This is a genomic window from Aeromonas popoffii (assembly GCF_000820025.1).
Lineage (GTDB): Bacteria > Pseudomonadota > Gammaproteobacteria > Enterobacterales > Aeromonadaceae > Aeromonas > Aeromonas popoffii.
The window spans coordinates 57,046-84,010 of sequence record NZ_CDBI01000079.1; the positions used below are offsets into that span (position 1 = coordinate 57,046).

At 58.0% G+C, this 26,965-nt stretch carries 22 protein-coding genes; 18 read left to right on the forward strand and 4 right to left on the reverse strand.

Translation table 11 applies throughout. The annotated features are described in order from the left end of the window. Positions 1-140 precede the first annotated feature (140 nt). On the forward strand, positions 141-1,010 hold the full coding sequence (locus BN1129_RS17060) for a MalM family protein (protein ID WP_244463074.1): 870 nt from the start codon (positions 141-143) through the stop codon (positions 1,008-1,010). 433 nt (positions 1,011-1,443) lie between these two features. Then, positions 1,444-2,874, forward strand: coding sequence for a PTS glucose transporter subunit IIBC (gene ptsG / locus BN1129_RS17065; protein ID WP_042038138.1), 1,431 nt, complete (start codon positions 1,444-1,446; stop codon positions 2,872-2,874). 252 nt (positions 2,875-3,126) lie between these two features. On the opposite strand, the gene BN1129_RS17070 is transcribed toward ptsG, so the two are convergent. The 4 genes from BN1129_RS17070 to map form a co-directional block, all read right to left on the reverse strand. Beyond that, complete coding sequence (locus tag BN1129_RS17070) at positions 3,127-3,510, reverse strand: DUF3461 family protein (protein WP_042038140.1); 384 nt, start codon at positions 3,508-3,510, stop codon at positions 3,127-3,129. A 127-nt stretch (positions 3,511-3,637) separates the two neighbouring features. Beyond that, a complete protein-coding gene (dapD, locus tag BN1129_RS17075) occupies positions 3,638-4,465 on the reverse strand; it encodes a 2,3,4,5-tetrahydropyridine-2,6-dicarboxylate N-succinyltransferase (protein ID WP_042038143.1) in 828 nt (275 codons plus the stop codon). 135 nt (positions 4,466-4,600) lie between these two features. Beyond that, entirely contained in the window at positions 4,601-7,288 is a 2,688-nt protein-coding gene (gene glnD, locus BN1129_RS17080) for a bifunctional uridylyltransferase/uridylyl-removing protein GlnD (RefSeq protein WP_042038145.1), read from the reverse strand. A gap of 64 nt (positions 7,289-7,352) precedes the next feature. After that, positions 7,353-8,141 (reverse strand): type I methionyl aminopeptidase, encoded by a 789-nt coding sequence (gene map / locus BN1129_RS17085; RefSeq protein WP_042038146.1) that lies wholly within the window; start codon positions 8,139-8,141, stop codon positions 7,353-7,355. A 362-nt stretch (positions 8,142-8,503) separates the two neighbouring features. Here map and rpsB point away from each other — a divergent pair, with 362 nt between their 5' ends. The 16 genes from rpsB to dnaE all read left to right on the forward strand — a co-directional run bounded on the left by rpsB (position 8,504) and on the right by dnaE (position 26,949). Beyond that, positions 8,504-9,232 (forward strand): 30S ribosomal protein S2, encoded by a 729-nt coding sequence (gene rpsB, locus BN1129_RS17090; protein ID WP_005312073.1) that lies wholly within the window; start codon positions 8,504-8,506, stop codon positions 9,230-9,232. A gap of 104 nt (positions 9,233-9,336) precedes the next feature. Next, positions 9,337-10,218 carry a translation elongation factor Ts gene (gene tsf / locus BN1129_RS17095; RefSeq protein WP_042038148.1) on the forward strand — a complete coding sequence of 294 codons (882 nt, stop codon included), beginning with the start codon at positions 9,337-9,339 and terminating at the stop codon, positions 10,216-10,218. A gap of 71 nt (positions 10,219-10,289) precedes the next feature. Next, the gene (pyrH, locus tag BN1129_RS17100) at positions 10,290-11,024 is read left to right on the forward strand and encodes a UMP kinase (RefSeq protein WP_042038153.1); all 735 of its coding nucleotides are present in this window, start codon (positions 10,290-10,292) and stop codon (positions 11,022-11,024) included. Positions 11,025-11,126: 102 nt separating this feature from the next. Beyond that, positions 11,127-11,684 (forward strand): ribosome recycling factor, encoded by a 558-nt coding sequence (frr, locus tag BN1129_RS17105; RefSeq protein WP_042038155.1) that lies wholly within the window; start codon positions 11,127-11,129, stop codon positions 11,682-11,684. Positions 11,685-11,756: 72 nt separating this feature from the next. Continuing rightward, entirely contained in the window at positions 11,757-12,533 is a 777-nt protein-coding gene (gene uppS, locus BN1129_RS17110; RefSeq protein ID WP_042038156.1) for a polyprenyl diphosphate synthase, read from the forward strand. Positions 12,534-12,559: 26 nt separating this feature from the next. After that, positions 12,560-13,417 (forward strand): phosphatidate cytidylyltransferase, encoded by an 858-nt coding sequence (locus BN1129_RS17115; protein WP_042038158.1) that lies wholly within the window; start codon positions 12,560-12,562, stop codon positions 13,415-13,417. A 132-nt stretch (positions 13,418-13,549) separates the two neighbouring features. Continuing rightward, entirely contained in the window at positions 13,550-14,743 is a 1,194-nt protein-coding gene (gene ispC / locus BN1129_RS17120; protein WP_042038160.1) for a 1-deoxy-D-xylulose-5-phosphate reductoisomerase, read from the forward strand. An 82-nt stretch (positions 14,744-14,825) separates the two neighbouring features. Continuing rightward, positions 14,826-16,178 carry a sigma E protease regulator RseP gene (gene rseP, locus BN1129_RS17125; RefSeq protein ID WP_042038162.1) on the forward strand — a complete coding sequence of 451 codons (1,353 nt, stop codon included), beginning with the start codon at positions 14,826-14,828 and terminating at the stop codon, positions 16,176-16,178. Positions 16,179-16,212: 34 nt separating this feature from the next. Next, positions 16,213-18,636 carry an outer membrane protein assembly factor BamA gene (gene bamA / locus BN1129_RS17130; RefSeq protein WP_042038164.1) on the forward strand — a complete coding sequence of 808 codons (2,424 nt, stop codon included), beginning with the start codon at positions 16,213-16,215 and terminating at the stop codon, positions 18,634-18,636. 148 nt (positions 18,637-18,784) lie between these two features. Next, positions 18,785-19,297, forward strand: coding sequence for an OmpH/Skp family outer membrane protein (locus BN1129_RS17135; protein ID WP_042038165.1), 513 nt, complete (start codon positions 18,785-18,787; stop codon positions 19,295-19,297). 3 nt (positions 19,298-19,300) lie between these two features. Next, on the forward strand, positions 19,301-20,320 hold the full coding sequence (gene lpxD, locus BN1129_RS17140) for a UDP-3-O-(3-hydroxymyristoyl)glucosamine N-acyltransferase (RefSeq protein WP_042038365.1): 1,020 nt from the start codon (positions 19,301-19,303) through the stop codon (positions 20,318-20,320). Between the two features lie 24 nt (positions 20,321-20,344). Further along, positions 20,345-20,806 carry a 3-hydroxyacyl-ACP dehydratase FabZ gene (gene fabZ / locus BN1129_RS17145; RefSeq protein ID WP_042038166.1) on the forward strand — a complete coding sequence of 154 codons (462 nt, stop codon included), beginning with the start codon at positions 20,345-20,347 and terminating at the stop codon, positions 20,804-20,806. A gap of 5 nt (positions 20,807-20,811) precedes the next feature. Then, positions 20,812-21,603, forward strand: a complete 792-nt coding sequence (gene lpxA, locus BN1129_RS17150) for an acyl-ACP--UDP-N-acetylglucosamine O-acyltransferase (RefSeq protein WP_084204677.1) — start codon at positions 20,812-20,814, stop codon at positions 21,601-21,603. After that, on the forward strand, positions 21,596-22,735 hold the full coding sequence (gene lpxB, locus BN1129_RS17155) for a lipid-A-disaccharide synthase (RefSeq protein ID WP_042038167.1): 1,140 nt from the start codon (positions 21,596-21,598) through the stop codon (positions 22,733-22,735). Before lpxA ends, lpxB begins: the two co-directional genes overlap by 8 nt. 81 nt (positions 22,736-22,816) lie before the next feature. After that, positions 22,817-23,407, forward strand: coding sequence for a ribonuclease HII (rnhB, locus tag BN1129_RS17160; protein ID WP_108536080.1), 591 nt, complete (start codon positions 22,817-22,819; stop codon positions 23,405-23,407). 62 nt (positions 23,408-23,469) lie between these two features. Beyond that, entirely contained in the window at positions 23,470-26,949 is a 3,480-nt protein-coding gene (gene dnaE / locus BN1129_RS17165) for a DNA polymerase III subunit alpha (protein WP_042038369.1), read from the forward strand. The last annotated feature ends 16 nt before the right edge of the window (positions 26,950-26,965 follow it).

The window sequence follows — 26,965 nt, forward strand, 5'->3', positions numbered from 1 at the left end:
CTCTTTTTTTACAACACGTTTCGTAGGGTCACGCAATGAGATATTCCAGATTAGCTTTGACTGTATTCTGCTCTGTTGCCCTGGGGGGATGTGCTGCGTTGGAAACGAACGTAGCCCCGACTCAAGAGTTCAAGTCTATTATGGAAAATCGCGAGGTTGCGATGGACCAATTGGCTACGGTTAGTAGCTGCTGTCGCGATGTCTCCAGCCTGCCTTTTCAGGATCTCCATCTTGGTTCGACCAAGTTGATCCCAATCAATGGCAGCTCTCCGGTTTACAATTTCAGTGAAGGGAAAAGCTATTTTTTAGCCTTCCGTTTACCCGTAAACTCTGGTGATCTACGTATCACAGTCGATGGATTAATTGATAAATCACTGTTCAACCCGACAGTCTTGATGCTTGATGCCAAATTCAATGTGACCCGCAAGTTAGGCAGCGATGTGTTCAAGTATGAGCCGGCGCGCATGCTGCAGGGTGATCGAATAGCAGCGGTGTTTACCGTTGATCGCTCCTATGTCGGCAACCCGAACAATGAGAGCTATATGGTGATCTATACCGACCATGGCACTCTGGATAAGACAACGACCATTTTTAGTCCCTCCAAGCTGATGACCAGGTCACTGGGGGTGGTTGACTATGGAGAGAAGGATCCTGTCATTCCGCACTCTCCCTGGGGGGTTGTCAGCATTTCTGTGGAAGACTTGAGTGGCGTAAAGACAGACAGCAACTATTACAAGCCTATCTATCAGGATGTGATTGATGCCAATACGCCGGTGGTCAACTCTTCGCCTAATAAACTGGTGGTGCCACTGGCCACTACTGGGGTTGCCAACAATGTGGCACCCATGCTGACCGAGACCGAAGCCTTCTATCAGTCCCAAATCGAGAAAGCGGTAAAAGCCGGCGATATCGACAAGGCGATGCAACTGGTCAATGAGGCCGAGCGTGCCGGTTCAACCAAGGCGAAATCCATCTTTATTGACGCGGTCAAGCGTTCGCAAAAAGGCTGAATATTGCCCAGTCTTTATAGAATAATATTTATTTGAGGCCTCCCTTGTTGGAGGCCTTTTTAATCGGTAGACTAAAATAGAAAAACAGCAATAAGTTACATTTGGTTACAAGGTGTTTCCTTTGGAATTGTTATGATTAGTTAAAATACAATGCGAAACAGCACTTTTCATATTAATGGCGTAGCATGACAGTGCCGAATTATATCTTCAATTCTTTCTAATTCCCCCTCAGAATTATCTTGTGATCTCCCCTCCAAATTTTTTATTCCCTTGCGCCTGAACGAAGAAATTTCCGATCTACTGGGTTATATTCATCTGGTCAAAATAAACAACCCCCCAATCGAATTCATGCCGATGAAGATGATGCTCGTGATCGTCTATCAATTGGACTGAAGCGTTTACGGGAAGATAATCCATTCAGGAGCATACACTCATGATGAAAAATGCGTTTTCTAATCTGCAAAAGGTTGGTAAATCGCTGATGTTGCCCGTCTCCGTATTGCCAGTAGCAGGTATCCTGCTCGGCGTCGGTGCTGCAAACTTCAGCTGGTTGCCAGAAATTGTTTCCCATTTGATGGAACAGGCCGGTGGCTCGGTATTCGGTCAGATGGCACTGCTGTTCGCCGTCGGTGTGGCTCTCGGCTTTACCAATAACGACGGTGTTTCCGGTCTGTCAGCCATCGTTGGCTACGGTATCATGACCGCCACCCTGTCTGTGATGGCGCCAGTGATGGGTGTTGACAAGATCGACACCGGTGTCCTGGGCGGTATCCTCGCCGGTGGTGTCGCCGCCTGGGCGTTCAACCGTTTCTACAAGATCCAGCTACCAGAGTATCTGGGCTTCTTCGCGGGCAAGCGTGCCGTCCCCATCATCACAGGTTTCGTCTCTATCGGCCTGGGTGTGATCCTGTCGGTAATTTGGCCGCCAGTTGGCGCTGCCATCGGTGCCTTCTCTGACTGGGCTGCCAACCAGAACCCGGTACTGGCTTTCGGTATCTACGGCGTGGTTGAGCGCTCACTGATCCCGTTCGGTCTGCACCACATCTGGAACGTGCCTTTCTTCTATCAGGCAGGTACCTGTGTTAACGCTGCCGGTGAAACTGTTCACGGTATCATGACCTGCTTCCTGACTGCTGATGACGCTTCCCGCGCTGCCGGTAACGGTTTTGGTCAGCTGGCTGGTGGCTACCTGTTCAAGATGTTCGGTCTGCCTGCTGCTGCGTTTGCTATCGCTCACGCTGCCAAGCCGGAAAACCGCGCCAAGATCGTTGGTATCATGGCCTCTGCCGCCCTGACCTCTTTCCTGACCGGTATCACCGAGCCGATCGAGTTCTCCTTCCTGTTCATCGCCCCTGTGCTGTACGCAATCCACGCTGTACTGGCTGGTCTGGCTTATGTGCTGACCAACTCCCTGGGCGTGGTACACGGTCATACCTTCTCCAACGGCTTCATCGACTTCGTGGTGCAATCACCCCGTGCCGAGAACATGCTGTTGCTGGTAGGTCTGGGTCTGGTCTACGCGGTCATCTACTACGTGGTGTTCAGCTTCGTTATCCGTGCCATGAACCTGAAAACCCCGGGCCGTGAAGACGAGACTGCTGAAGAGACCGTTAGCCAAAGCAAGGACGGGATGTCTGCTGCTCTGGTTGCCGCCTTCGGTGGTAAAGAGAATATCGCTTCTCTGGATGCCTGCATCACCCGTCTGCGGGTTGGTGTGAACGATGTTGCCAAGGTTGACCAGGCTGGTCTGAAGAAACTGGGGGCTGCCGGTGTGGTCGTGTCTGGTTCCGGCGTACAAGCCATCTTCGGTACCAAGTCCGATAACCTGAAAACCGAGATGGACATCTGGATTAAGAGTAACTAATCCTGTTGCCTGAATATCTGCGTGTTTGAAGAGGGAGGCGAAAGCCTCCCTCTTTCTATGTGTGGTCCGGGATAGTGCGCGTCGACGTGAGTCGGGTCGTGGCAGGTATGGAGTTGCCAAAGTGGCGCAGTGGAACAGTCGGCTCTGTTCACAAGGTGGCATGCTTAGCTCACCTGATCGAGAGTCATCAGTGGATAAAGCCTGCCCATAAAAAGAGCGCCACTTTGGCGCTCTTTTGGCGAGTTGGGGGGGCTAGAGTTTCTCCAGATCCCGCTCTATATCGCGGATCTTGTTCTGCACCACTTTTTCTAGATGACGCAGATCACGCAGTATCTTCTGCTTGATATCCGGGTCAGCCTGGGTGTGCACGCCCTGAGTCAGGTTATCCAGCTCATCCACCACATACTTGAGATTGGCGTTGATTTCGGTGACATCCTTGTACTCATGGGTACCCGAGTCGACCAGCATGGTCTTGCGCTGGCGGGGATATTTGAATTTGACACTCTTGGCGAAGAACTCGCCCTTCTGCTTCTTGAAGTAGATCTTGAGGATGTCGTGATTGGCTTCCTGGCGCAGGGTATAGCTGTCCACTGAGGTGGGTTCCTGGATCCCCAGGCTCTTCAGATTCTCGTACATCGGGCTTCCTCGGTTTGAAACGATCCTGACCCGTCTATCTTAACCGAAGCCTGATGGCTTGCCTGTGACAGGGGCGCCAAAATCAAAAGGGCGCCATAAGGCGCCCTTTTCATCACAGCAATGCTGATTACTCGTCGATGGAGCGCAGCAAGGCGTTGATACCGACTTTGGCGCGGGTCTTGGCATCCACCTTCTTGACGATCACGGCGGCGTACAGGCTGTACTTGCCACACTTGGAGGGCAGGGAGCCGGAGACGACCACGGAACCCGCCGGTACGCGACCATAGTGGATTTCACCGGTTTCGCGATCATAGATGCGAGTGGACTGGCCGATGAAGACGCCCATGGAGATGACGGAGCCTTCCTCGACGATAACCCCTTCAACCACTTCGGAGCGGGCACCGATAAAGCAGTTGTCTTCGATGATGGTCGGGTTGGCCTGCAGCGGCTCCAGTACGCCACCGATGCCGACGCCGCCGGAGAGGTGCACGTTCTTGCCGATCTGGGCGCAGGAGCCCACGGTAGCCCAGGTGTCGACCATGGTGCCTTCGTCAACGAAGGCGCCGATGTTGACATAGGAGGGCATCAGCACGGTATTGGGGGCGATGAAGGCGCCTTTGCGGGCAGTCGCCGGTGGCACCACGCGCACACCCGCTTCCTTGAACTGCTCGGCGGTGTAGTCGGAGAACTTGAGTGGAACCTTGTCGTAGTACTGGGCATCGTCGCCCTTGATGATGCCGTTGTCATTGATGCGGAAGTAGAGCAGTACCGCTTTCTTCAACCACTGGTGTACCACCCACTCGCCAGCAATTTTCTCGGCGACACGGGCCTTGCCGGTATCCAGCAGGTCGATGGCCTGCAGGATGGCGGCTTTGGTGGCGGCATCGACTGAGCCTGGCGTGATGGAATCACGGCGCTCGAAGGCCGCTTCGATGATCTGTTGCAACTCGGTCATGACAGGTTTCCTTTAAAAAATTCGGTTTGTTGTATCACACTTTTCCAATTGTTTTTAAGGGCTCAAGCCGATTTCTTCGGGAGAACGGTGATTTATTGTGCTTAAGTGGTCCAACCATTTGTTCTGCTTGATAAATCAGGATGAAGAAAGGCGTCTTGTGAGGCCTTTCTCCGGTCTGTCGCTGCTCTCCTCATCGGCGGACGCCTGGGGGTTGAGCTGATTCACCAGCCGCTCTTCCAGCGCCTGCTGCTCAATCTGGGTCAAGGGGTCGCCCGTGAGGGTGGTGAGGCTGAAGAAATCCTCCACCCGCTCGCCAATGGTGGTGATCTTGGCCGCATGCAGGGAGAGGCCGCACTGCTGGAACACGGCACCGATCCGGGCCAGCAGACCAGGCGTATCCAGCGCCGTCAGCTCCAGTAGCGTGTGGCGGTTTTCGCCCTTGTGGGGCAGGAAGACGGCGCGGGTCGGTACGCTGAACTGGCGGTGGCGCCGCGACAGCGGCTTGTTGCGCAGCACCAGCTTGCCCGGCTCCTGCAAGGCTTTCTCTAGCGCCTTCTTGATGGTGGCGGTGCGGTTGGGGCTGATGGGCTCGCCACTCGGCTCCAGCACCACGAAGGTATCCAGCACATAGTCGCTGCGCGAATTCATGATCTGGGCATCGTGGATGTTGAGGTTCTTCTGATCCAGCGCCGAGGCCACGGTGGCAAACAGGTTCGGGGTATCGCGGCAGTAGATGAACACCTCGCTGCCCCCCCGGGTCGGATGCTTGCCGATGATCACCAGCGGGGCCGGGTTGTCGCCATGCGCGATGATCTTGCGACAGTGCCAGGCGATCTGCTCCGGGCTGTGGCGCAGGAAGTAGTCAGCCTTGAAGTCGCTCCACAGCTGGTTGATGGCCGCTTCCGGCACGTCCCGCTGGGCCAGGATCTGCTTGGCCTGACGCTGGTTCTCGCGAATGCGCAGCCGCATGTCGGGCGGATTTTCCAGCCCCTGGCGCAGCGCCTTCTGGGTGGCGAAGTAGAGTTCGCGTAGCAGGGTGCCTTTCCAGTCGTTCCAGAGGCTGTCGTTGGTAGCACAGATGTCGGCCACAGTGAGGCAGTAGAGCAGGTCGAGATGTTGTTCGTCGCGTACTTTCTGGGCAAAGTCGGTGACCACCTCGGGATCATAGATGTCGCGGCGCTGGGCGGTGACTGACATCAGCAGGTGGTGGCGCACCAGCCAGGCGACCAGCCTGCTCTCGTAGCGATCCAGGCCGTGCAGCTGGCAAAACTCCAGTGCATCCACGGCGCCGAGCTCGGAGTGATCCCCGCGCCGGCCCTTGGCGATGTCGTGAAACAGGGCGGCGATACTGAGCAGCTCCGGCTTGCGCAGCCGAGTGAACACCTCGTGGCAGAGCGGGTGGCTCTGGCGACTGGCCGGATTGGGGAACTGGTGAATGTTCTTGAGCAGCCGGTGAGTGTGCTCATCGACCGTGTAGGCGTGGAACATGTCGAACTGCATCTGGCCCACGATGAGATTCCACTGGGGCAAATAGGCCGCCAGGATCCCGTATTTGTGCATCAGGGTGAGCGGCTGACCTATGCCGTTGGGGTGGCGCAGCAGCGCCATGAACAGGCGACGGCACTCGGGCAAATCCTGCAGCCAGCAGTTGAGCTTGCGGCGCGCCTCGCGCAGCTGGCGCAGGGTGGCGGAGTGGATGCCAGCCATCTCGGGATGTTGGGCTATCTGGTAGAAGAGCCGCAGTATGGCGGCGGGCTCGCGGCCAAACAGCTCGGCATCCACCGCGTCGATGAGGCGACCACGGAGCTGGAATTCGTCAGAGAGGCGGCGCACGTCCATGGCGGTGTTGCCGAGGATAGCCTCGTCAAACAGTTGCAACAGCATCTCGTTGAGCTCCGAGACCCGCCGCACCGTCTGATAGAAGCGTTTCATCATCTGCTCGACCGGGCTGTTGCCGTCCCCCTCGAACCCCAGCATCTGGGCTACGGTGCGCTGGCGGTCGAACAGCAGGCGGTTGTCGCCCTTGTTGATGGCCATGTGCAGGGCGAAACGCACCTTCCACAGGAAATTCTGGCAGTCGAGCAGCTCACGATACTCGGCCCGGTTGAGAAAGCCGTGGCTGGTCATCTCGAACAAGGTGGTGGCGCCGAAATGGCGGCGGGCGACCCAGGCCAGGGTCTGGATGTCCCGCAGTCCGCCCGGATTGCTCTTGAGATCCGGCTCCAGCTTGTAGGCTGTGCCCTGAAATTGCTGGTGGCGCAGCGCTTGCTCTTCGCGCTTGGCCTGGAAGAACTGCTCGCTCGGCCAGAAGTGCTGAGGGCCGGTCGCCTCCTTGAGTTGCTGGAAGCCTTCCAGGTTGCCGGTGATGTAGCGTGCCTCGATCAGGTTGGTGGCGACCGTGATGTCGGCGCGGCCCTGCTCTATGCATTCGGCCACGTTGCGTACCGCCTGACCCACCTCCAGCTTGAGATCCCACAGCAAGGTGATGAATTCGCCGATGCGCAGCCCCAGCACCTCGTCCAGCTCATCGCCTTCATAGAGGATCAGCAGGTCTATGTCGGAGTGGGGGTGCAGCTCGCCACGGCCATAGCCGCCCACTGCGATCAGGGTGAGCGCCGTCTTGTCGAAGCCGAACTTCTGCCACAGCCGGGTCAGCAGATCATCCATGTATTCGGAGCGGGTGGCCACCAGTTCAATGATGTTGTCACCGGCATCGAAACGGGCGTGCAGCCAGCCGAGAAAACGGCTCAGATACTCTTTGCAGTTCTCGCGAGTGAGCTGATCGTCGGGTAACAGATGGGGGGAAAGCAGGCTGGCATCCATGGCATCTCACACTCTCGGTCTGGCCGGATAAAGATCAACCCCGGCGTGTGGCCGGGGTTGAATATCAAACGTGGCGGATAACACGCTCGATGGTGTCATCGGGGCGCAGGGTGAGCACCTCGCAGCCATCCTCGGTTACCAGCAGGGTATGCTCCCACTGGGCGGAGTCGCCGCCATCCTTGGTGGTCACGGTCCAGCCATCTTTCGGGTTGACCTTGCAGTGATACTTCTTGCTGTTGACCATGGGTTCGATGGTGAAGCACATGCCCGGCTTGAGCTCCAGCTTGCCGCCATTGCGGTAGTGCAGGATCTGCGGCTCCTCGTGGAATTCGCTGCCGATGCCGTGGCCACAGTAGTCGCGCACCACGGAGAAGCCGGCCTTCTCGACGATGGGCTGGATCAGGGCGCCTATCTCGGTGATGCACATGCCGGGCCGCACCTGCTTGATGGCGGCATACAGGCTCTCCTGGGCAACCTTGCACAGCTGGCGACGCAGCGGTGTGGTCTCACCCACGATGAACATGGCGGAGGTGTCGCCGTGGAAGCCATCCTTGATGACCGTGATGTCCAGGTTGATGATGTCCCCTTCCCGCAATTTCTTGTGATTGGGGATGCCGTGACAGATGACGTCGTTCACCGAGGTGCAGATGGACTTGGGGAAGCCGTGGTAGTTGAGCGGGGCCGGGATTGCCTGCTGCACGTCGACAATATAGTCGTGGCACAAGGTGTTCAGCTCGTCGGTGGTGACGCCAGCCTTGACGTGGGGGGCTATCATGATTAGCACATCGGCGGCCAGCTGGCCGGCAACGCGCATCTTTTCAATCTCTTCCGGTGTCTTGATTTTAATGGACATGGGATCTCTCTTGGGGCCTGACTGCGCATACGGTCGATGCCCAACAATCAGGTAATGAAAAATAGATGCGTTTGCAATCAGGCCAAAATTTTATCCCCAACCCCCGTTTACTTCCAGTGTGATTGTCATCACAACGTCAAATCCTCTGTCTGGCATCCAGCAGAGGGATCCATTTTTAGCACTCCGGCCGGTGGTGTCCTGGCCAAAGTTATGGTATAAAGCGCGCCGGAATGGGGAACTTGCGTCCGCATTTCATCACCCTTACTTAATAACACACACACATCGACACCTGTACCGGGGTGCCCCTTTGGGGTCGGTTACATGGGATGTGTGGAGGCCTAACCCCAATACAGAGGTATAAAATGGCTAAAGTTTCTATGCGCGACATGCTGCAAGCCGGCGTTCACTTCGGTCACCAGACTCGTTACTGGAACCCGAAAATGAAGTCCTACATCTTCGGTGCCCGCAGCAAGGTTCACATCATCAACTTGGAAAAAACCGTTCCGATGTTTGACGATGCCATGAACTTCATCAGCTCCGTAGCTGCCAAGAAGGGCAAGGTACTGTTTGTAGGTACCAAGCGTGCCGCGTCTGAAGCCGTAAAAGATGCCGCCGGTCGTTGCGACCAGTTCTATGTCAACCACCGCTGGTTGGGTGGCATGCTGACCAACTGGAAAACCGTTCGTCAGTCCATCAAGCGCCTGAAAGATCTGGAAACCCAGAGCCAAGACGGTACCTTCGAAAAGCTGACCAAGAAAGAGGCGCTGATGCGTACTCGCGAAATGGACAAGCTGGAGAAGAGCCTGGGTGGTATCAAGAACATGGGCGGCCTGCCTGACGTGCTGTTCGTTGTCGATGCCGACCACGAGCACATCGCTATCAAAGAAGCCAACAACCTGGGTATCCCGGTAGTTTCCATCGTTGATACCAACTCCAACCCGGACGGCGTTGATTACGTCATCCCGGGTAACGACGATGCTATCCGTGCCGTACAGCTGTATCTGAATGCTGCTGCTGACACCGTACTGGAAGCTCGCGCTCAGGACATCGTTGTTCAAGCCGAACAAGATGGCTTCGTTGAAGCTGAGTAATTGATAAGGACTGAAAAGCCCTTATTAACCAAGCTGATGTAATTGGTTAGCAGGGGCCCTTGTGGCCCCTGTTTCTTGTCAATTCAAGACCGAGGATACTGGACATGGCTAACGTTACTGCCGCCCTGGTAAAAGAACTGCGCGAGCGCACTGCTGCTGGCATGATGGATTGCAAAAAAGCACTGGAAGAAGCTGCTGGTGATATCGAGCTGGCAATCGAGAACATGCGCAAATCCGGTCAGGCCAAAGCCGCCAAAAAAGCAGGCCGTATCGCTGCTGAAGGCGTGATTTTCGCCCGTACCGAAGGCAACATTGCTGCCATGATCGAGCTGAACAGCGAAACCGACTTCGTCGCCAAAGATGCCAGCTTCATGGCAATGGGCCAGAAGATCGCCGATATCGCTGCGACCCAGAAAATTGCTGACGTCGACGCCCTGAAAGCGACCGATTTCGGCAATGGTGAGTCCATCGAGCTGACCATCACCAACCTGATCGCCAAGATCGGTGAGAACATGAACCTGCGTCGCGTGATGCTGGTTGAAGGTGACAACCTGGGCACCTACGTTCACGGTTCCCGCATTGGTGTTATCACCAAGCTGACCGGTGGTTCCGCCGAGCTGGCCAAAGATCTGGCCATGCACGTTGCAGCCAACAGCCCGCAATTCGTCAAGCCTGAAGACGTGTCTGCTGAAGTCGTTGCCAAAGAGCGCGAAATTCAGATCGACATCGCCATCAACTCCGGCAAGCCGAAAGAGATCGCCGAGAAGATGGTTGAAGGCCGCATGAAGAAGTTCACCGGTGAGGTTTCCCTGACTGGTCAACCGTTCGTGAAAGATCCTTCCATGACCGTTGCCGAGCTGCTGAAGAAAGAAGGCGCTGACGTTGTCTCCTTCACCCGTTTCGAAGTGGGCGAAGGCATCGAGAAGCAAGAGACCGATTTCGCTGCTGAAGTTGCAGCCCAAATCGCGGCCGCTCAGAAGGCCTAACCGAACCGGTTTTTCCGTTTCCCCAGACCGCGACTTATGTCGCGGTCTTTATATGACCAGGAATCAGTGACATGAGTACCAATCCCAAGCCTGCATACAGACGTGTTCTTCTGAAATTGAGTGGTGAAGCCCTGCAAGGATCCGAGGGTTTTGGCATTGATCCGGCGGTGCTGGAGCGGATGGCCCAAGAGATCAAAGAATTGGTTGAGCTGGGTGTTCAGGTCGGTCTGGTCATCGGTGGCGGCAACCTGTTCCGTGGTGCTGGTCTTGCCAAAGCGGGCATGAACCGCGTGGTGGGCGACCACATGGGTATGCTGGCCACCGTCATGAACGGTCTGGCCATGCGTGATGCCCTGCATCGTGCTTATGTGAATGCCCGTCTGATGTCTGCCATCTCTCTGCAGGGCGTTTGTGATTCCTATAGCTGGGCCGAGGCCATCAGCCAGCTGCGCGCCGGCAAGGTAGTGATCTTCTCTGCCGGTACTGGCAACCCCTTCTTTACCACCGACTCCGCGGCCTGCCTGCGCGGGATCGAGATCGAAGCCGACGTGGTGCTCAAAGCCACCAAGGTCGATGGCGTATTCACGGATGATCCGGTCAAGAACCCGGATGCCGTGCTGTACCATGAATTGAGTTATGATGAAGTTCTTGAAAAAGAACTCAAAGTGATGGATCTTGCTGCTTTTACTCTGGCCCGTGACCATGATCTGCCGATCCGCGTGTTCAACATGAACAAACCGGGTGCGCTGCGTCGGGTTATCATGGGTGAGCCGGAAGGCACCCTGATCCACCACATCGGCAAGTAAGGCAAGAGATCAGGCTGGAAGGCGCTCTTATTCATTACGCCAGCAAATAAATATGATAGACACGAGCCGCGTGGCGGCTCGTTCGCCAAAAGGAAAACCACTGTGATCAACGAGATTAAAAACGACGCCAAGGACCGTATGGCCAAGAGCGTAGAGTCGCTCAAGACCCAGATGTCCAAGATCCGTACCGGCCGTGCTCACCCGAGCCTGCTCGACGGTATCCAGGTTGAGTATTACGGTGCTGCCACTCCTCTGAAACAGTTGGCCAACGTGGTGGCAGAAGATGCTCGTACCCTGTCCATCTCCATTTTTGACCGCTCCATGATCCAGGCGGTAGAAAAGGCAATCCTGACCTCTGATCTGGGCCTGAACCCGTCCAGCAATGGCCAGACCTTGCGCGTGCCCTTGCCGCCGCTGACCGAAGAGCGTCGCCGCGATTTGACCAAGATCGTCCGTGCCGAAGCCGAAGGTGCCCGTGTGGCCGTGCGCAACATCCGTCGCGATGCCAACGCCGACCTGAAAGCGCTGCTCAAGGACAAAGAGATCTCCGAAGACGACGACCGTCGTGCCCAGGAAGAGATCCAGAAACTCACCGATGCCTTCATCAAGCTGGCGGATGACGCCCTGGCCGTGAAGGAAAAGGAGCTAATGGAAATCTAAGTCTCTGACAGGTATATTACGAGCGCCGTGTAGTGCCCCTGCACGGCGCTTTTGTCTTTGTGGGAGAAATGAATGTCGCTTTTGGCAGCGTTAGGTAATTGTGCCAACTCGTCCTTGCCTCGTCATGTGGCCATCATCATGGATGGCAACGGGCGCTGGGCTCAGAACCGTGGCAAGATGCGGGTCTATGGTCACAAGGCGGGCGTGAAGTCTGTTCGTGAGGCGGTGACCTTTGCCGCGCGCGCCAAGATAGAGGCGTTGACCCTGTTTGCCTTCTCCAGTGAGAACTGGCGGCGGCCGGAAGGGGAGGTCAGTGCCCTGATGGAGCTGTTCCTGACCGTGCTGGGCCGTGAGGTCAGTAAACTGCACAGCAACGGGATCCGGCTCAAGGTGATCGGTGATACCGCCCGCTTCAGCGACCGCTTGCAAGCCAAGATCGCCAAGGCCGAGGCCCTGACCGCCGACAACCAGGGGCTGACCCTCAATATTGCCGCCAATTACGGTGGTCAGTGGGATATCGCCCTGGCGGCCCGTAAACTGGCCCGTGCCGTGGCGGCAGGCGAGCTGGACGCCGATGCCATTGATGAGTCCCTGCTGGCCGGACAGGTCTGCATGGCCGACCTGCCCCCCGTGGATCTGCTGATCCGGACCGGCGGCGATCATCGCATCAGCAATTTTGTGTTATGGCAGCTCGCCTATGCAGAGCTCTATTTTACCCCGGTATTGTGGCCCGATTTCAACGAGGCCGAGTTCAGTGAGGCGGTCGCCTCTTTCGTTGCCCGCGAGCGTCGCTTCGGGTGTACGGGTGAACAGATACGGGAATTGATCGCCGAGCATCAGACCGGCTAAATCCCCTCCCAAGAGAGAGGTTTCTTTTGCTAAAACAACGAATTATTACCGCATTGCTACTGGTTCCCCTGGTGTTGGGGGCGCTATTTTTTCTGCCGTTGAAATTCTTTGCCCTGTTGGCAGCCTTGGTGTTTCTGTTGGCCAGCCGCGAGTGGAGCGGCTTCGTCTCTGCCCAGCCGCAGCAATGGTTGCCGCTGGTGTTCTGTCTGCTGCTCGGTGCCAGCCTGTTCCTGCTGCCGGTCGAGCAGCTGTGGACTCCCCATCTGAACCCGCTGGTGATGGGTGTGCTCTGGACCGCGTGCAGCTGGTGGCTGCTGGGGCTATTGCTGGTATTGCGTTATCCCCAGAGCGCCAAGCTGTGGAAAGAGTCCATCTGGCTCAAGTCCCTGTTCGGTCTGGTGACCCTGGTGCCCTTCTTCTGGTCCCTGGTGGCTATCCGTGGTTACAACTTCTATCACGACCCCATGATGGGGTCCTGGATCCTGCTGTTCGTCATGGGGTTGGTCTGGGCGGCAGATTCTGGCGCGTACTTTTTTGGCAAGGCCTTTGGCAAACACAAGCTGGCACCGGCCGTCAGCCCTGGTAAAACCATCGAAGGCATGTTTGGCGGCCTGTTTACTGCCAGCCTGCTGGCCGTTGCTGTGACCTGGTTCATGGATTTCGTGCCCGCCAAGATGGCCATTGTGCTGTTTTGCTCCCTGCTGGCGGTGCTGGCATCCGTACTCGGCGATCTGACCGAGAGCATGTTCAAGCGGGAGGCGGGCATCAAGGATTCTGGTACCCTGCTGCCCGGTCATGGCGGCATTCTCGACCGGATCGATAGCCTGACGGCCGCCCTGCCGGTATTTCTGCTCAGCTATCTGTTGCTCAGCCAGGAATTCTGATGCCTCACTCGCTGATGATCCCGGGAGCGTCCGGCTCCGTCAGTCTGTTACTCGTTCAGGAGTGTTAATGAATAGTCTGATGATCTTGAAGGCTTTCGGCTCCATCCATCCGTTAGCAAGTCGGGAGTGTTGATGCATAACCTGGTGATCCTGGGCTCGTCTGGCTCTATCGGTCAGAGCACCCTCAAGGTACTGCGGCAGAATCCGGGCCGTTGGCAGGTATTGGCACTGACGGCGGCCCGCAGCGTGGATGCCATGTTGCGCGACTGTCTCGAATTCTCCCCCCGTTTCGCCGTCATGGTGGATGAAGACGCGGCTGCCACACTGGCAGGCCGGCTCAAGGCCCATGGCAGCGTGACCTGCGTACTGTCCGGTCAGGCAGCCCTGTGCGAGGTGGCTGCCCATCCCGATGCTCACAGCGTGATGGCGGCCATCGTCGGTGCTGCGGGTTTGGCACCCACCATGGCCGCCGTGCGCGCTGGCAAGCGTATCCTGCTGGCCAACAAGGAGGCACTGGTGATGTCCGGTGCTTTCTTCATGGAGGCGGTGTGCGAGTACGGTGCCGAACTGCTACCCATCGATAGCGAGCACAATGCGATTTTCCAGTGCCTGCCCGAAGCCATTCAGCGTCAGCCCGGCTTCTGCGATCTGGCGGGAGCGGGCATCAGCAAGATACTGCTGACCGGCTCCGGCGGCCCGTTCCGCTACACCAACATTCAGGAGCTGGCGCATGTCACGCCAGCCCAGGCCATTGCCCACCCGAACTGGTCAATGGGGGCCAAGATCTCGGTGGACTCCGCCACCATGATGAACAAGGGACTGGAGTACATAGAGGCGCGCTGGCTGTTCAATGCGGCGCCCGAGCAGATCCAGGTGGTGATCCATCCCCAGTCCGTCATCCATTCCATGGTGCAGTACAAGGATGGCTCCGTGCTGGCCCAGCTTGGCAACCCGGACATGTGTACACCCATCGCCCATGCCCTGGCCTATCCACGTCGTGTTGAGTCTGGGGTGGAACCTTTGGATTTCTTCAGTGTCGGAGAATTCAGCTTTATCCGGCCCGATTACGATCGCTATCCCTGCCTGGCGCTGGCCATGAGTGCCTGCCAGCAAGGACAGGCGGCGACCACGGCGCTCAATGCTGCCAATGAAGAGGCCGTTGCAGCTTTCCTTGCAGAGCGGATCGGTTTTATGGATATTGCCAGAGTTAATGAGGCCATCATGGCGGCACTGGGCAGTTCTGCCGTGGGGTCACTGGATGATTTGATTGCGCTGGATAGTGCGGCCCGTGCCCGTGCTCACAATTTGATTGAGGAGCTTAGCTGATGAGTGGTATTTCGTGGCATTGTGCTGCCTTTATCCTTGCCTTCGGGTATCGGACCCTGCATGAAATCGAGGTGGCTGACTGATGGGCGGCGTGTTGTGGAACATCGGTGCCTTTATCGTTGCCCTCGGGTTGCTGGTTGCGGTTCATGAATTCGGCCACTTCTGGGTGGCTCGTCGCTGTGGCGTCAAGGTCGAACGCTTCTCCATCGGTTTTGGCAAGGCGATCTGGCGTCGGGTTGGCAAGGATGGCACCGAGTATGTGCTGGCGCTGATCCCGCTCGGCGGCTACGTCAAAATGCTGGATGGCCGGGTCGATGAGCTCCAACCCGGTGATGAGCAATATGCTTTCAATCACAAGAGTGTCTGGGCACGCATGGCCATCGTCGCGGCGGGCCCCATGGCGAACTTCGTGTTTGCCCTGTTTGCCCTCTGGCTGATGTTCATGATCGGCGTCCCTGCCGTCAAACCCGTGGTGGGGGAGGTGCGTCCCGCCTCCATAGTCGCGGCGGCCGGGATCGAACCCGGCATGGAGATCGTCGGTGTCGGCGACAAGGCGACCGGTGACTGGGAGAGCGTGACCTATGCCCTCATCAGCCACTTGGGCGATGATTCCATGAAGCTCAAGCTGAAAGCGGCCAACACCAGCTATGTGGTTGACAAGACCCTCCAGCTCGATGGCTGGAAGTTCGACCCGGACAAGGAGTCACCCATCGGCAGCCTGGGGATTGTGCCCCTCGGCGGCAAGGTTCTGCCCGTGGTCGAGGCCATCGTGCCCAAGAGCGCCAGCGAAAAGGCCGGCATTCTGGTCGGTGATCGCATCAAGCGGGTGGGCGAGCAGGAGGTCACCGAGTGGGCCCAATTCGTGCTCGAGGTGCAACAGTCTCCGGAGCAGCCACTGCTGCTGGTGGTGGAGCGGGCGGGCAGCGAGCTGACCCTGACCCTGACCCCGGATGTGAAAAAAGTGCGGGGCCAGCTGGTCGGTTTTGTCGGCCTGTCACCGCAACTGGTTCCATTACCGGATGAGTATCGAATTCTGTTACAGTATGGGCCTTTACAAGCCCTGTGGCAGGGCGCCGAGAAGACTTGGAGCCTGACCACTCTGACCTTTGACATGATTGGCAAGCTGATTGGTGGCGTTGTTTCGCTGGATAATCTGAGCGGCCCCATCTCCATTGCCAAGGGCGCAGGCAGCAGTGCCGATTACGGTCTGGTCTATTTCCTCGGCTTTCTGGCGCTGATCAGCGTCAACCTGGGGATCATCAACCTGTTTCCCCTGCCGGTGCTGGATGGTGGCCATCTGGTCTACTTCCTCATCGAGGCAGTCACCGGTAAACCGGTATCAGAAAAAATTCAGGAAGTGGGTTTCAGGATCGGCGCCGCCATTCTGATGTTACTGATGGGCATTGCGCTGTTTAATGATTTCGCTCGCCTCTGAGGCCAGAGCATCAACAAGGACACATAAGAACAAAATGGCTGTTAAAAAAGCATTGGTGTTGAGTTGCCTGCTGGGTGCCAGTTTCCTGGCCCAGGCGGCCCCTGCCTCTTTTGTGGTGCAAGATATCCAGGTCGACGGCTTGCAGCGAGTGACGCTGGGAGCCGCCCTGTTGAACCTGCCGATCCGGGTTGGCGATACCGTCGATTCCGTGACCCTGGCCAACGCTATCAAGAAGCTCTACTCCTCCGGCAACTTCGAGGACGTGAGGGTTTATCGTGACGGTCAGGTGCTGCAAGTGGCAGTCAAGGAGCGGCCGACCATCTCCAGCATCGAGTTTTCAGGCAACAAGGATATCAAGGAAGAGCAGCTGACCCAGAGTCTGGAGTCTTCCGGCATCCGGGTGGGTGATCCGCTGGATCGCACCGTATTGAGCTCCCTCGAGAAGGGTCTGGAAGATTTCTACTACGGCGTGGGCAAATACTCTGCCAAGGTCAAGGCCATCGTCACTCCGCTGCCGCGCAACCGGGTTGACCTCAAGTTCACCTTCGTGGAAGGGGAAGCGGCCAAGATCCAGCAGATCAACATAGTCGGCAACAACGTCTTCCCGGAAAAGAAACTGCTGGCCCAGCTCTCCCTCAAGGATGATGTGCCCTGGTGGAATTTCACCGGTGATCAGCGTTACCAGAAGCAGAAACTGGCCGGTGACATCGAGACCCTGCGCTCCTACTACATGGACCGTGGCTACATCCGCTTCACCCAGGAGTCGACCCAGGTCTCCATGACCCCCGATAAAAAGGGCGTTTATGTCACCCTCAATATCAAGGAAGGGGACCAGTACAAGGTCTCCGGGGTTCAGCTCAAGGGCGATATGATCGATCGTGGCAGCGAGATGAAGGCCCTTATCCCCATAGAGGTGGGTGGCATCTACTCCGCCAGCCAGGTAACCCATACCGAAGAGGTGCTTTCCAAGTTCCTCGGCCGTTACGGTTACGCCTATCCGAAAGTGGTCACCTTCCCGCAGGTCAATGACAAGACCAAGGAAGTGGAGCTGATCGTCAACATAGAGCCGGGTCCCCGTGTCTATGTGCGCAACATCAACTTCAGCGGCAACGTCACCACCAAGGATGAAGTGCTGCGTCGCGAGATGCGTCAGATGGAAAGCACCTGGCTCTCCTCCGACAGCGTCGAGCAGTCCAAGACCCGCCTCAACCGCCTCGGCTTCTTCGAAACTGCGGAAGTGGACACCAAGCGGGTGCCTGGCAGCGATGATCAGGTTGATCTCGACTTCAAGGTCAAGGAGCAGCCAGCTGGCTCCATCAACGCCGGTGTGGGCTATGGTACCGAATCGGGCCTGAGCTTGCAGGCGGGCCTGCAGCAGGACAACTTCATGGGGACCGGCAAGAAGATCGGTATCTCCGCCAGTACCAACAAGTACTCCAAGAGCGTCGACCTCAGCTACAACGATCCTTACTTCACCGTGGATGGGGTCAGCCTGGGTAGTCGTCTCTACTACAACAAGTTCAGTGCGGCCGATGCCAACATAGTCGACTATGAGAACACCACCATCGGCTACCGCCTCTCCAGTGGTTTCCCGGTCAACGAGAACAATCGCCTCGACTTCAGCCTTGGGCTTGAGAACAACAAGCTGTCCCAGCCCAACCCCTATCTGCAGGTGGATGAGTTCTGGAAGATTTACAGTGACAACAAGGATGGTGACAACCGCATGACGTTCAACACCGTCGACGTCACCGCAGGCTGGACCCGTTCTACCCTCAACAAGGGGATGTTCCCGACCGCAGGTGACCGTCAGCGTGTGAACGCCAAGGTGACTGTGCCTGGTATGGATCTGCAGTACTTCAAGCTGAACGCCGAAGACGCGCACTACTTCCCGTTCGATGCGGATCACCAGTGGGTGCTGATGACCCGGGCCCGCGTCTCCTACGGCAACGGTTACGGCAGCAACGGCAACTATGACCACGTCTTGCCGTTCTTCGAGAACTACTTCGCGGGTGGTTTCGATACCCTGCGTGGTTTCAAGAGCAATACAGTGGGTCCGAAGGCGCTCTACTACTACAACCTGAGTGGCAATGACGTCATCCAGGGGACCGACAGCTCGGTGGGCGGTAACGCCCTGGCGGTGGCATCCCTCGAGATGATAGTGCCGACGCCGTTTGCGTCCGAGACCTATCAGCCTCAGCTGCGGACCAGCTTCTTCATCGATGCCGGTTCTGTCTGGGATACCACCTTCGACTATGACCAGTTCAAGAACCGCTGTTTCAGTGGTTGTAACTATCTGGCCGACTATTCGGATCCGACCAACTACCGTGCCTCGGCGGGTCTGTCGCTGCAGTGGCTTTCCCCCATGGGACCGCTGGTGTTCGCGATTGCCCGTCCGCTCAAGGAGTACGAGGGTGATCGCACCGAGTTCTTCTCATTCAACATCGGCCGTACCTTCTAAGGACGGACGCACCCCCACCCATGCGGTGGGGGTATTCAATGATGGGACGCGCAGCTTGCGTGCCTCACCAGGTAACAAGTCGGTCCGGGTACCACTTGCATAATCGGGTAAATCAGGTAGCCCTCACATGAGGGAACAAGGAGTAAGTGTGAATAAAGCGTTGAAAGTAGCTGGTTTGAGTTTTGCACTGATGGCTGCCGGCATGGGATCCGCCTTGGCCGAGACCAAAATCGCTGTGGTTGACATGGGCGAGGTATTCCAAAAGCTGCCCCAGCGTGAAGCTGTCTCCAAGAAGCTGAAAGGTGAATTCGAGCCGCGCATGCGTGAGCTGCAGAAGCTGGAAGCCGATGGTCAGCAACTGGTCGAGAAGTTCAAGAAGGACGAAGCCTTCATGAGCGCCGAGCAGAAGAAGCAGAGCCAGGAGAAACTGGCCAAGCTGCAGATGGAGTTCAACCAGAAGCGTCAGGCGTTCGAGCAGGACAACGGTCGCCGTCAGTCCGAAGAGCGCGGCAAGATCCTGACCAAGGTGCAGGCTGCTATCGAATCCATTGCAAAGAGCAATGGTTATGATCTGGTGCTGGAGCGCAATGCTGCCCCGTATGCCGCCAGCAAGCTGGACATCTCTGCCCAGGTTATTTCTCAGGTAAGCAAGAGCAACTAATTGATGGCATTCACTCTCGCACAGCTGGCCCAGCAACTGGGGGCCCAGGTCCATGGCGACGGAACCCTGGAAATCCGCAAGGTAGCGACACTGGAAAAGGCCGGGGAGGGGGATATCACCTTCCTGTCCAATAAAAAGTACCGGCATTATCTGGAGCAGAGCAAGGCCACGGCCGTGCTCATTACAGAAGCGGATTTGCCATTTTGTTCCACCAATGCCCTGGTGATCAACGACCCCTATGTGGGGTTTGCCCGGGTAGCCCAACTGCTGGACACCACGCCGCAACCGGCCACGGATATCCATCCGAGCGCCGTCATCGCGGCTGACGTGCAACTGGGCGAGAGAGTGGCCATCGGGGCCAATGCGGTGATCGAATCCGGCGTCGTGCTGGGGGATGACGTGCGCATAGGTCCTGGCTGTTTTGTTGGCAAAAATACCCAACTGGGAGCACGCTCCCGGTTGTGGGCCAACGTCACCCTGTATCACAACATCACCATGGGCACCGACTGTCTGGTTCAATCCGGCACAGTGATCGGCGCCGATGGATTCGGTTATGCCAATGAGCGTGGCGAGTGGATCAAGATCCCTCAGCTCGGTGGTGTGACCATAGGCAATCGGGTCGAGATCGGGGCCTGCACCACCATAGACCGCGGTGCGCTGGAAGATACCTGCATCGCGGATAATGTCATCATCGACAACCAGTGCCAGATCGCTCACAACGTCGAAATCGGTTACGGTACCGCCATCGCGGGCGCGACCACGATGGCCGGTAGTCTCAAGGTCGGCAAATACTGTATCATTGGCGGCGCCGCTGTCTTTAACGGGCACATGGAAATATGCGATCAGGCCACCATTACTGGCATGGCCATGGTGATGCGACCCATTACCGAGCCCGGTGTCTACTCTTCCGGCATCCCACTGCAAACCAATAAAGAGTGGCGCAAGACCGCCGCCCGGGTGATGCGTATCGAAGAGATGCACAAGCGGTTGAGCAAGCTTGAGAAGAAGCTGGATCAAGAATAATCACGATTGGTATAGGGTACTGTTTTGACTACTGAAAAGAAGAGCCTGGGTATCCAGGAAATCATGGATCTGCTGCCCCACCGTTATCCCTTCCTGATGGTGGACAAGGTGGAAAGCTACGAGATCAGCGACGAGCGCAAAACCCTGCGCGCTATCAAGAACGTCTCGTTCAACGAGCCGATCTTCCAGGGGCACTTCCCGGCCAAGCCGGTGTTTCCTGGCGTGCTGATCCTGGAAGCCATGGCGCAGGCCACTGGTATTCTGGCGTTTACCATGGTGGGCAAGCCGTCTCCCAACGAACTCTATTACTTTGCCTCAATCGATAACGCTCGTTTCAAGCGTCCGGTCGGCCCCGGTGATCAGCTGGTGCTTGACGTGGTGTTCCTGAAAGAGCGTCGCGGTATTGCCAAGTTCACCGGTGTCGCCACCGTCGATGGTGAAGTGGTCTGTACCGCCGAGCTGATGTGCGCCAAACGCGAGGTTTAATACACGTGATCGACCAGACTGCCATCATTCACGATACTGCCATCGTTCATGAGTCTGCCGTGATCGGTAAAGGGGCTGAAATCGGCCCCTTTTCTGTCATCGGCGCCGAGGTTGAAATCGGCGAAAACACCTGGATAGGCTCTCATGTGGTGATCAAAGGCCCGACCAAGATAGGTCGTGGCAACAAGATCTTCCAGCACACCTCCATCGGTGAGGATTGCCAGGACAAGAAGTACGCTGGCGAGCGCACTTTCCTCGAGATCGGCGACAACAACGTCTTTCGCGAGAACTGCACAGTGCATCGCGGCACCATCCAGGATCAATCCCTGACCAGGGTGGGCAGCGGCAACCTGTTCATGGTCAACGTGCACGTTGCCCATGATTGCCTCATCGGTGACCACTGCATCTTCGCCAACAACGCGACCTTGGCGGGCCACGTGGTGATCGGTGATTTCGTGATCTTTGGCGGTCTATCCGCAATCCACCAGTTTGGTCGGGTTGGCTCCCACGCCTTCGTTGGTGGCTGCGCTGCCCTGAACAAGGACGTGCCGCCTTATGTGATGGCGGCTGGTAACTACGCCAAGCCGTTCGGGGTTAACTCCGAAGGGCTGCGTCGTCGCGGCTATAGCCCTGAGGCCATCTCGGCCGTCAAGCGTGCCTACAAGGAGATCTTCCGCTCCGGCAAGACCATCGAAGAGGTGTTGCCCGTGCTGATGGAGATGGCGGCCAGCGAACCGGCTGTTCAGCTCTATGTGGATTTCCTCAAGGACAATGAGCGCGGGATCATCCGTGCCTGATCCCGTTCGCATCGGTATCGTCGCCGGGGAGACCTCCGGCGACATCCTGGCAGCCGGGCTGGTGCGTGAACTGCAGCGCCGCTATCCGGATGCGCAGTTTGAAGGGATTGCCGGGCCGCGGATGCAGGCCCTGGGCGTCAAGGCGCTGTTCGAGATGGAAGAGCTTTCCGTCATGGGGATCACCGAGGTGCTTGGCCGTCTGCCCCGCATCCTCAAGGTCCGCCGCGAACTGCTGCGCCATTTTATTGCCAATCCGCCTGACATCTTCGTCGGGGTGGATGCACCGGATTTCAATATCGGGGTGGAGCTGAAACTGCGCCGCGCCGGTATCAAGACGGTTCACTACGTCAGCCCCTCTGTGTGGGCTTGGCGTCAGAACCGCATTCACAAGATCAAGGCAGCCACCGACATGGTGCTCGCCTTCCTGCCATTCGAGAAAGCCTTCTACGACCGTTTCGATGCCCCTTGCCGCTTTGTCGGCCACACCATGGCGGATGATATTCCGCTGGTGCCGGATCAAGCCGCGGTGCGCCAGGCGCTCGGCATTGACCCGGGCCGACGCTGGCTGGCCATGCTGCCCGGCAGTCGCAGTGCCGAGGTGGGTTTCATGTCACCGGTATTTCTCGAAGCCTGCAAGCACCTGACCGTGCGTTACCCGGATCTCGGTTTCATCGTGCCGCTGGTCAACGACAAACGGCGCGAGCAGTTCATGGCCATCAAGGCCGAGCTGGCGCCGGATCTCGACATGGTGCTGCTGGAAGGGCAGGGCCGCGAGGCGATGATCGCCGCCGATGCCGTGCTGCTCGCTTCCGGTACCGCCGCGCTCGAAGCCATGCTGGTGAAAAAGCCCATGGTGGTGGGTTACAAGCTCAAGCCCTTCAGCTACTGGCTGGCCCAGCGGCTGGTGAAGACCGCTTATGTGTCCCTGCCCAACTTGCTGGCAGACCAGATGCTGGTGCCCGAGTTGCTGCAGCACGAGTGCACCCCGGACAATCTGGTGGAAGAGGTCAGCAAGCTGCTGGAACACGATAACCGCGAGCTCATCGCCACCTTCACCCGGCTGCACCAGCGCATTCGCTGCAATGCCGATGTGCAGGCCGCCGATGCGGTGGCCGATCTGCTTGGCAGATAATATTCCCGGGCGGCCGATTATGCTGCGCTAATCGACCCCATGTCAGGCCCTGCGGGGCCTGTTTTGATTCAAGGCTGCAAGATGATGATCGATATTCCCGAAGACAGGCTGGTTGCCGGTGTGGACGAGGTGGGGCGTGGTCCCCTGGTGGGTGACGTGGTCACGGCCGCCGTGATCCTGGATCCCGCCAACCCCATTGTCGGGCTGGCAGACTCCAAGAAGCTCTCCGAGAAGAAACGTCTGGCGCTGTTTGACGAGATCAAGGCCAAGGCGCTGGCCTGGGCCATCGGCCGCGCTACGCCGCAGGAGATAGACGAGCTCAACATACTGCACGCCACCATGCTGGCGATGCAGCGCGCCGTGGCGGGACTGAACGTCACCCCCGAGCTGGTCTTTATCGACGGCAACCGCTGCCCGGCATTGCCGATGGAAGCACGGGCCGTGGTCAAGGGGGACAGCCTGGTGGCCGCCATCAGCGCCGCCTCGATTCTGGCCAAGGTGACCCGCGATGGGGAAATGACCGAGCTGGACAGCCGTCATCCCGAGTACGGTTTCGCCCGTCACAAGGGCTATCCGACGCCTGAGCACCTTGCCATTCTGGCCGAGCGCGGCCCCTTGCCCGAGTATCGGCAGAGTTTCAAACCGGTGCGCCGTGCACTGGGGATCGAGTAAACCATGCAGAGCTGCCGGCATCACGACATGCGCGCCACTCTGTGCAACGAGAGGGTATGACGATGGCTGAACCCCGTTTTATCCACCTGCGGGTCCACTCCGACTTCTCCATGGTCGATGGCCTTCAGAAGATCAACCCCATCGTCTCGGCGGCAGCGGCCAACAACATGCCGGCGCTGGCGCTGACCGACCAGATGAACATGTGTGGCCTGGTGCGCTTCTATGGTTCGGCCCACGGCAAGGGCATCAAGCCCATCGTCGGGGCCGACTTCTGGGTGCAGAGCGAGGCGCTGGGTGACGAGCAGTTTCGCCTCACCCTGCTGGCCATGGATAACGACGGCTACCAGAACATCACCCTGCTGATCTCCCGTGGCTACCAGCGCGGTCACGTCCAGGGTCGCCCCGTCATCGACCGGGCCTGGCTCGCGGATCACGCCAAGGGCGTGATAGTGCTCTCGGGTGCACGTGAGGGGGATGTCGGCAAGTTCTTGCTCAAGGGCAACCGGCAGATGACGGAGTCGTGCCTCGACTTCTACCGGACTCACTTCCCCGACGCCTACTATCTGGAGCTGCTGCGCACCGGTCGACCCGACGAAGAGGTCTACCTGCACATGGCGGTGGCCATCGCCACCGAGTTCGAGCTGCCGGTGGTCGCCACCAACGAGGTGGTGTTCCTCAACGCCGAAGACTTTGATGCCCACGAGATCCGGGTTGCCATCCACGATGGCTACACCCTGATGGACAAGCGTCGCCCGCGCCGTTACAGCCCGCAGCAGTACCTGCGCAGCCAGGAAGAGATGGCCGAGCTGTTCGCCGACATCCCGGAGGCGCTGGAGAACACGGTGGAGATCGCCAAGCGCTGCAACGTGACGGTGCGCCTCGGTGAATACTTCCTGCCCAACTTCCCGACCGGCGACATGACCACCGAAGACTTCCTGGTAATGAAGTCCAAGGAGGGACTGGAGGACCGCCTCGCCTTCCTGTTCCCTGATCCCGAGGTTCGCGTCGCCAAGCGCGGCGAGTACGACGAGCGCCTCGACATCGAGCTCAAGGTGATCAACCAGATGGGCTTCCCGGGTTACTTCCTCATCGTGATGGAGTTTATCCAGTGGTCCAAGGACAACGGCATTCCTGTCGGGCCGGGCCGGGGGTCGGGTGCAGGGTCACTGGTGGCCTATGCGCTCAAGATCACCGATCTCGACCCGCTGGAATTTGACCTGCTGTTCGAACGTTTCCTGAACCCGGAGCGGGTCTCCATGCCCGACTTCGACGTCGACTTCTGCATGGACAGACGGGACGAGGTGATCGAGCACGTCTCCGAGATGTATGGCCGGGATGCGGTGTCGCAGATCATTACCTTCGGCAGCATGGCGGCCAAGGCGGTGGTGCGGGACGTGGGCCGGGTGCTGGGCCACGCCTACGGGTTCGTCGATCGCATCTCCAAGCTGATCCCGCCGGATCCGGGCATGACGCTGGCCAAGGCGTTCGAGGCCGAGCCCAAGCTGCCAGAGCTCTACGAGCAGGATGAGGAGGTCAAAGACCTCATCGACATGGCGCGCCGGCTGGAAGGGGTGGTGCGCAACGCCGGCAAACACGCAGGTGGCGTGGTAATCGCGCCCACCAAGATCACCGACTTTGCGCCGCTTTACTGCGACGACTCCGGTAATCACCCTGTCACCCAGTTCGACAAGAACGATGTGGAGTACGCAGGGCTGGTGAAGTTTGACTTCCTGGGGCTGCGTACCCTGACCATCATCGACTGGGCGCTCGGCATGATCAACCCGCGCCTGGCCAAGGAGGGCAAGCCACCGGTCGACATCGCCGCCATCCCGATCCACGACAAGAAGTCGTTTGACCTGCTGCAGCGGTTCGAGACCACGGCGGTATTCCAGCTGGAATCCCGCGGCATGAAGGATCTCATCAAACGGCTGCAGCCTGACTGTTTCGAAGACATGATCGCCCTGGTGGCGCTGTTCCGGCCGGGCCCGCTCCAGTCGGGCATGGTGGACAACTTCATCGAGCGCAAGCACGGCAAGGAGGCTATCTCCTACCCGGACGAGAAGTGGCAGCACGAGAGTCTCAAGCCGATCCTGGAGCCCACCTACGGCATCATCCTCTATCAGGAGCAGGTGATGCAGATAGCCCAGGTGCTGGCGGGCTATACGCTCGGTGGGGCGGACATGCTGCGCCGGGCCATGGGCAAGAAGAACCCGGCAGAGATGGCCAAGCAGCGATCTGGGTTTGAGGAAGGCGCCGTCAAGAACGGCATTGATGGCGAACTGGCGGTGAAGATCTTCGATCTGGTGGAAAAGTTTGCGGGCTACGGCTTCAACAAATCCCACTCTGCCGCCTATGCGCTGGTCTCCTACCAGACGCTCTGGCTCAAGACCCACTTCCCGGCCGAGTTCATGGCGGCGGTGATGACCGCCGACATGGACAACACCGACAAGATAGTGACCCTGGTGGACGAGTGCCAGCGCATGGGGCTCACCGTGATACCGCCGGATGTGAACACGGGTCGTTACCGCTTCTCGGTCAACGAAGACGGTCACATCGTCTACGGTATCGGGGCCGTGAAGGGGGTGGGGGAAGGTCCCATCGACGCCATTCTTAGCGCCCGCGATCAGGATGGGCCGTTTCGCGATCTGTTCGACTTTTGCAACCGGGTCGACATCAAGAAGATCAACAAACGGGTGATGGAAAAGCTCATCCTCTCCGGCGCCATGGACCGACTCGGCCCGCACCGCGCCGCCCTGATGGCGACCCTGGAGGAAGCGATGCGTGCCGCCGAGCAGCATGCCAAGGCTCAAGCGGTAGGCCAGGTCGACATGTTTGGTGTCCTGACCCAGGAGATTGACGACGTCAAGAAGGCGTTCGCCAACGTGCCGCACTGGCCTGACAAGGTGTGGCTGGAAGGGGAGCGCGAGACGCTCGGGCTTTATCTGACCGGGCACCCCATCAACCAGTACAGCGGCGAATTGCGTCGTTATACGTCCGGTCGCCTGTGCGATCTGCATCCCACCTCCCGGGATACGGTGACCACGGCGGCGGGGCTGGTGATCGCGGCCCGCAGCATGGTGACCAAGCGTGGCAACAAGATGGGGATCTTCACCCTGGACGACCGATCCGGCCGTCTCGATGTGACCCTGTTCAGTGAAGCGCTGGAAAAATATGAAGAATTGATGCAAAAAGACCGTATTTTGGTGGTTTCTGGACAGGTCAGCTTTGATGACTTCTCCGGTGGCCTTAAAATGTCGGCCCGTGAATTACTGGATATCAACGATGCGAGGGAGCGTTTTGCCAGGGCAATCCGCATCTCCCTCGATGAACAGCGGATTGATGATCGCTTTTTCCCGCGTTTGTGCGAGATTTTGGAACCCGCCCGTGCCGGAGTCTGTCCGGTTCAGGTAAACTATCGTCGCCCCGGCTCCCGGGTGCGATTGACGCTCGGTACCGAGTGGCGGGTGACGCCCACCGATCAACTGATAGATGACTTGCGCGTCCTGCTTGGACGAGAGCGGGTTGAATTGGTTTTTGATTAGAGGATCTATAGGCCCT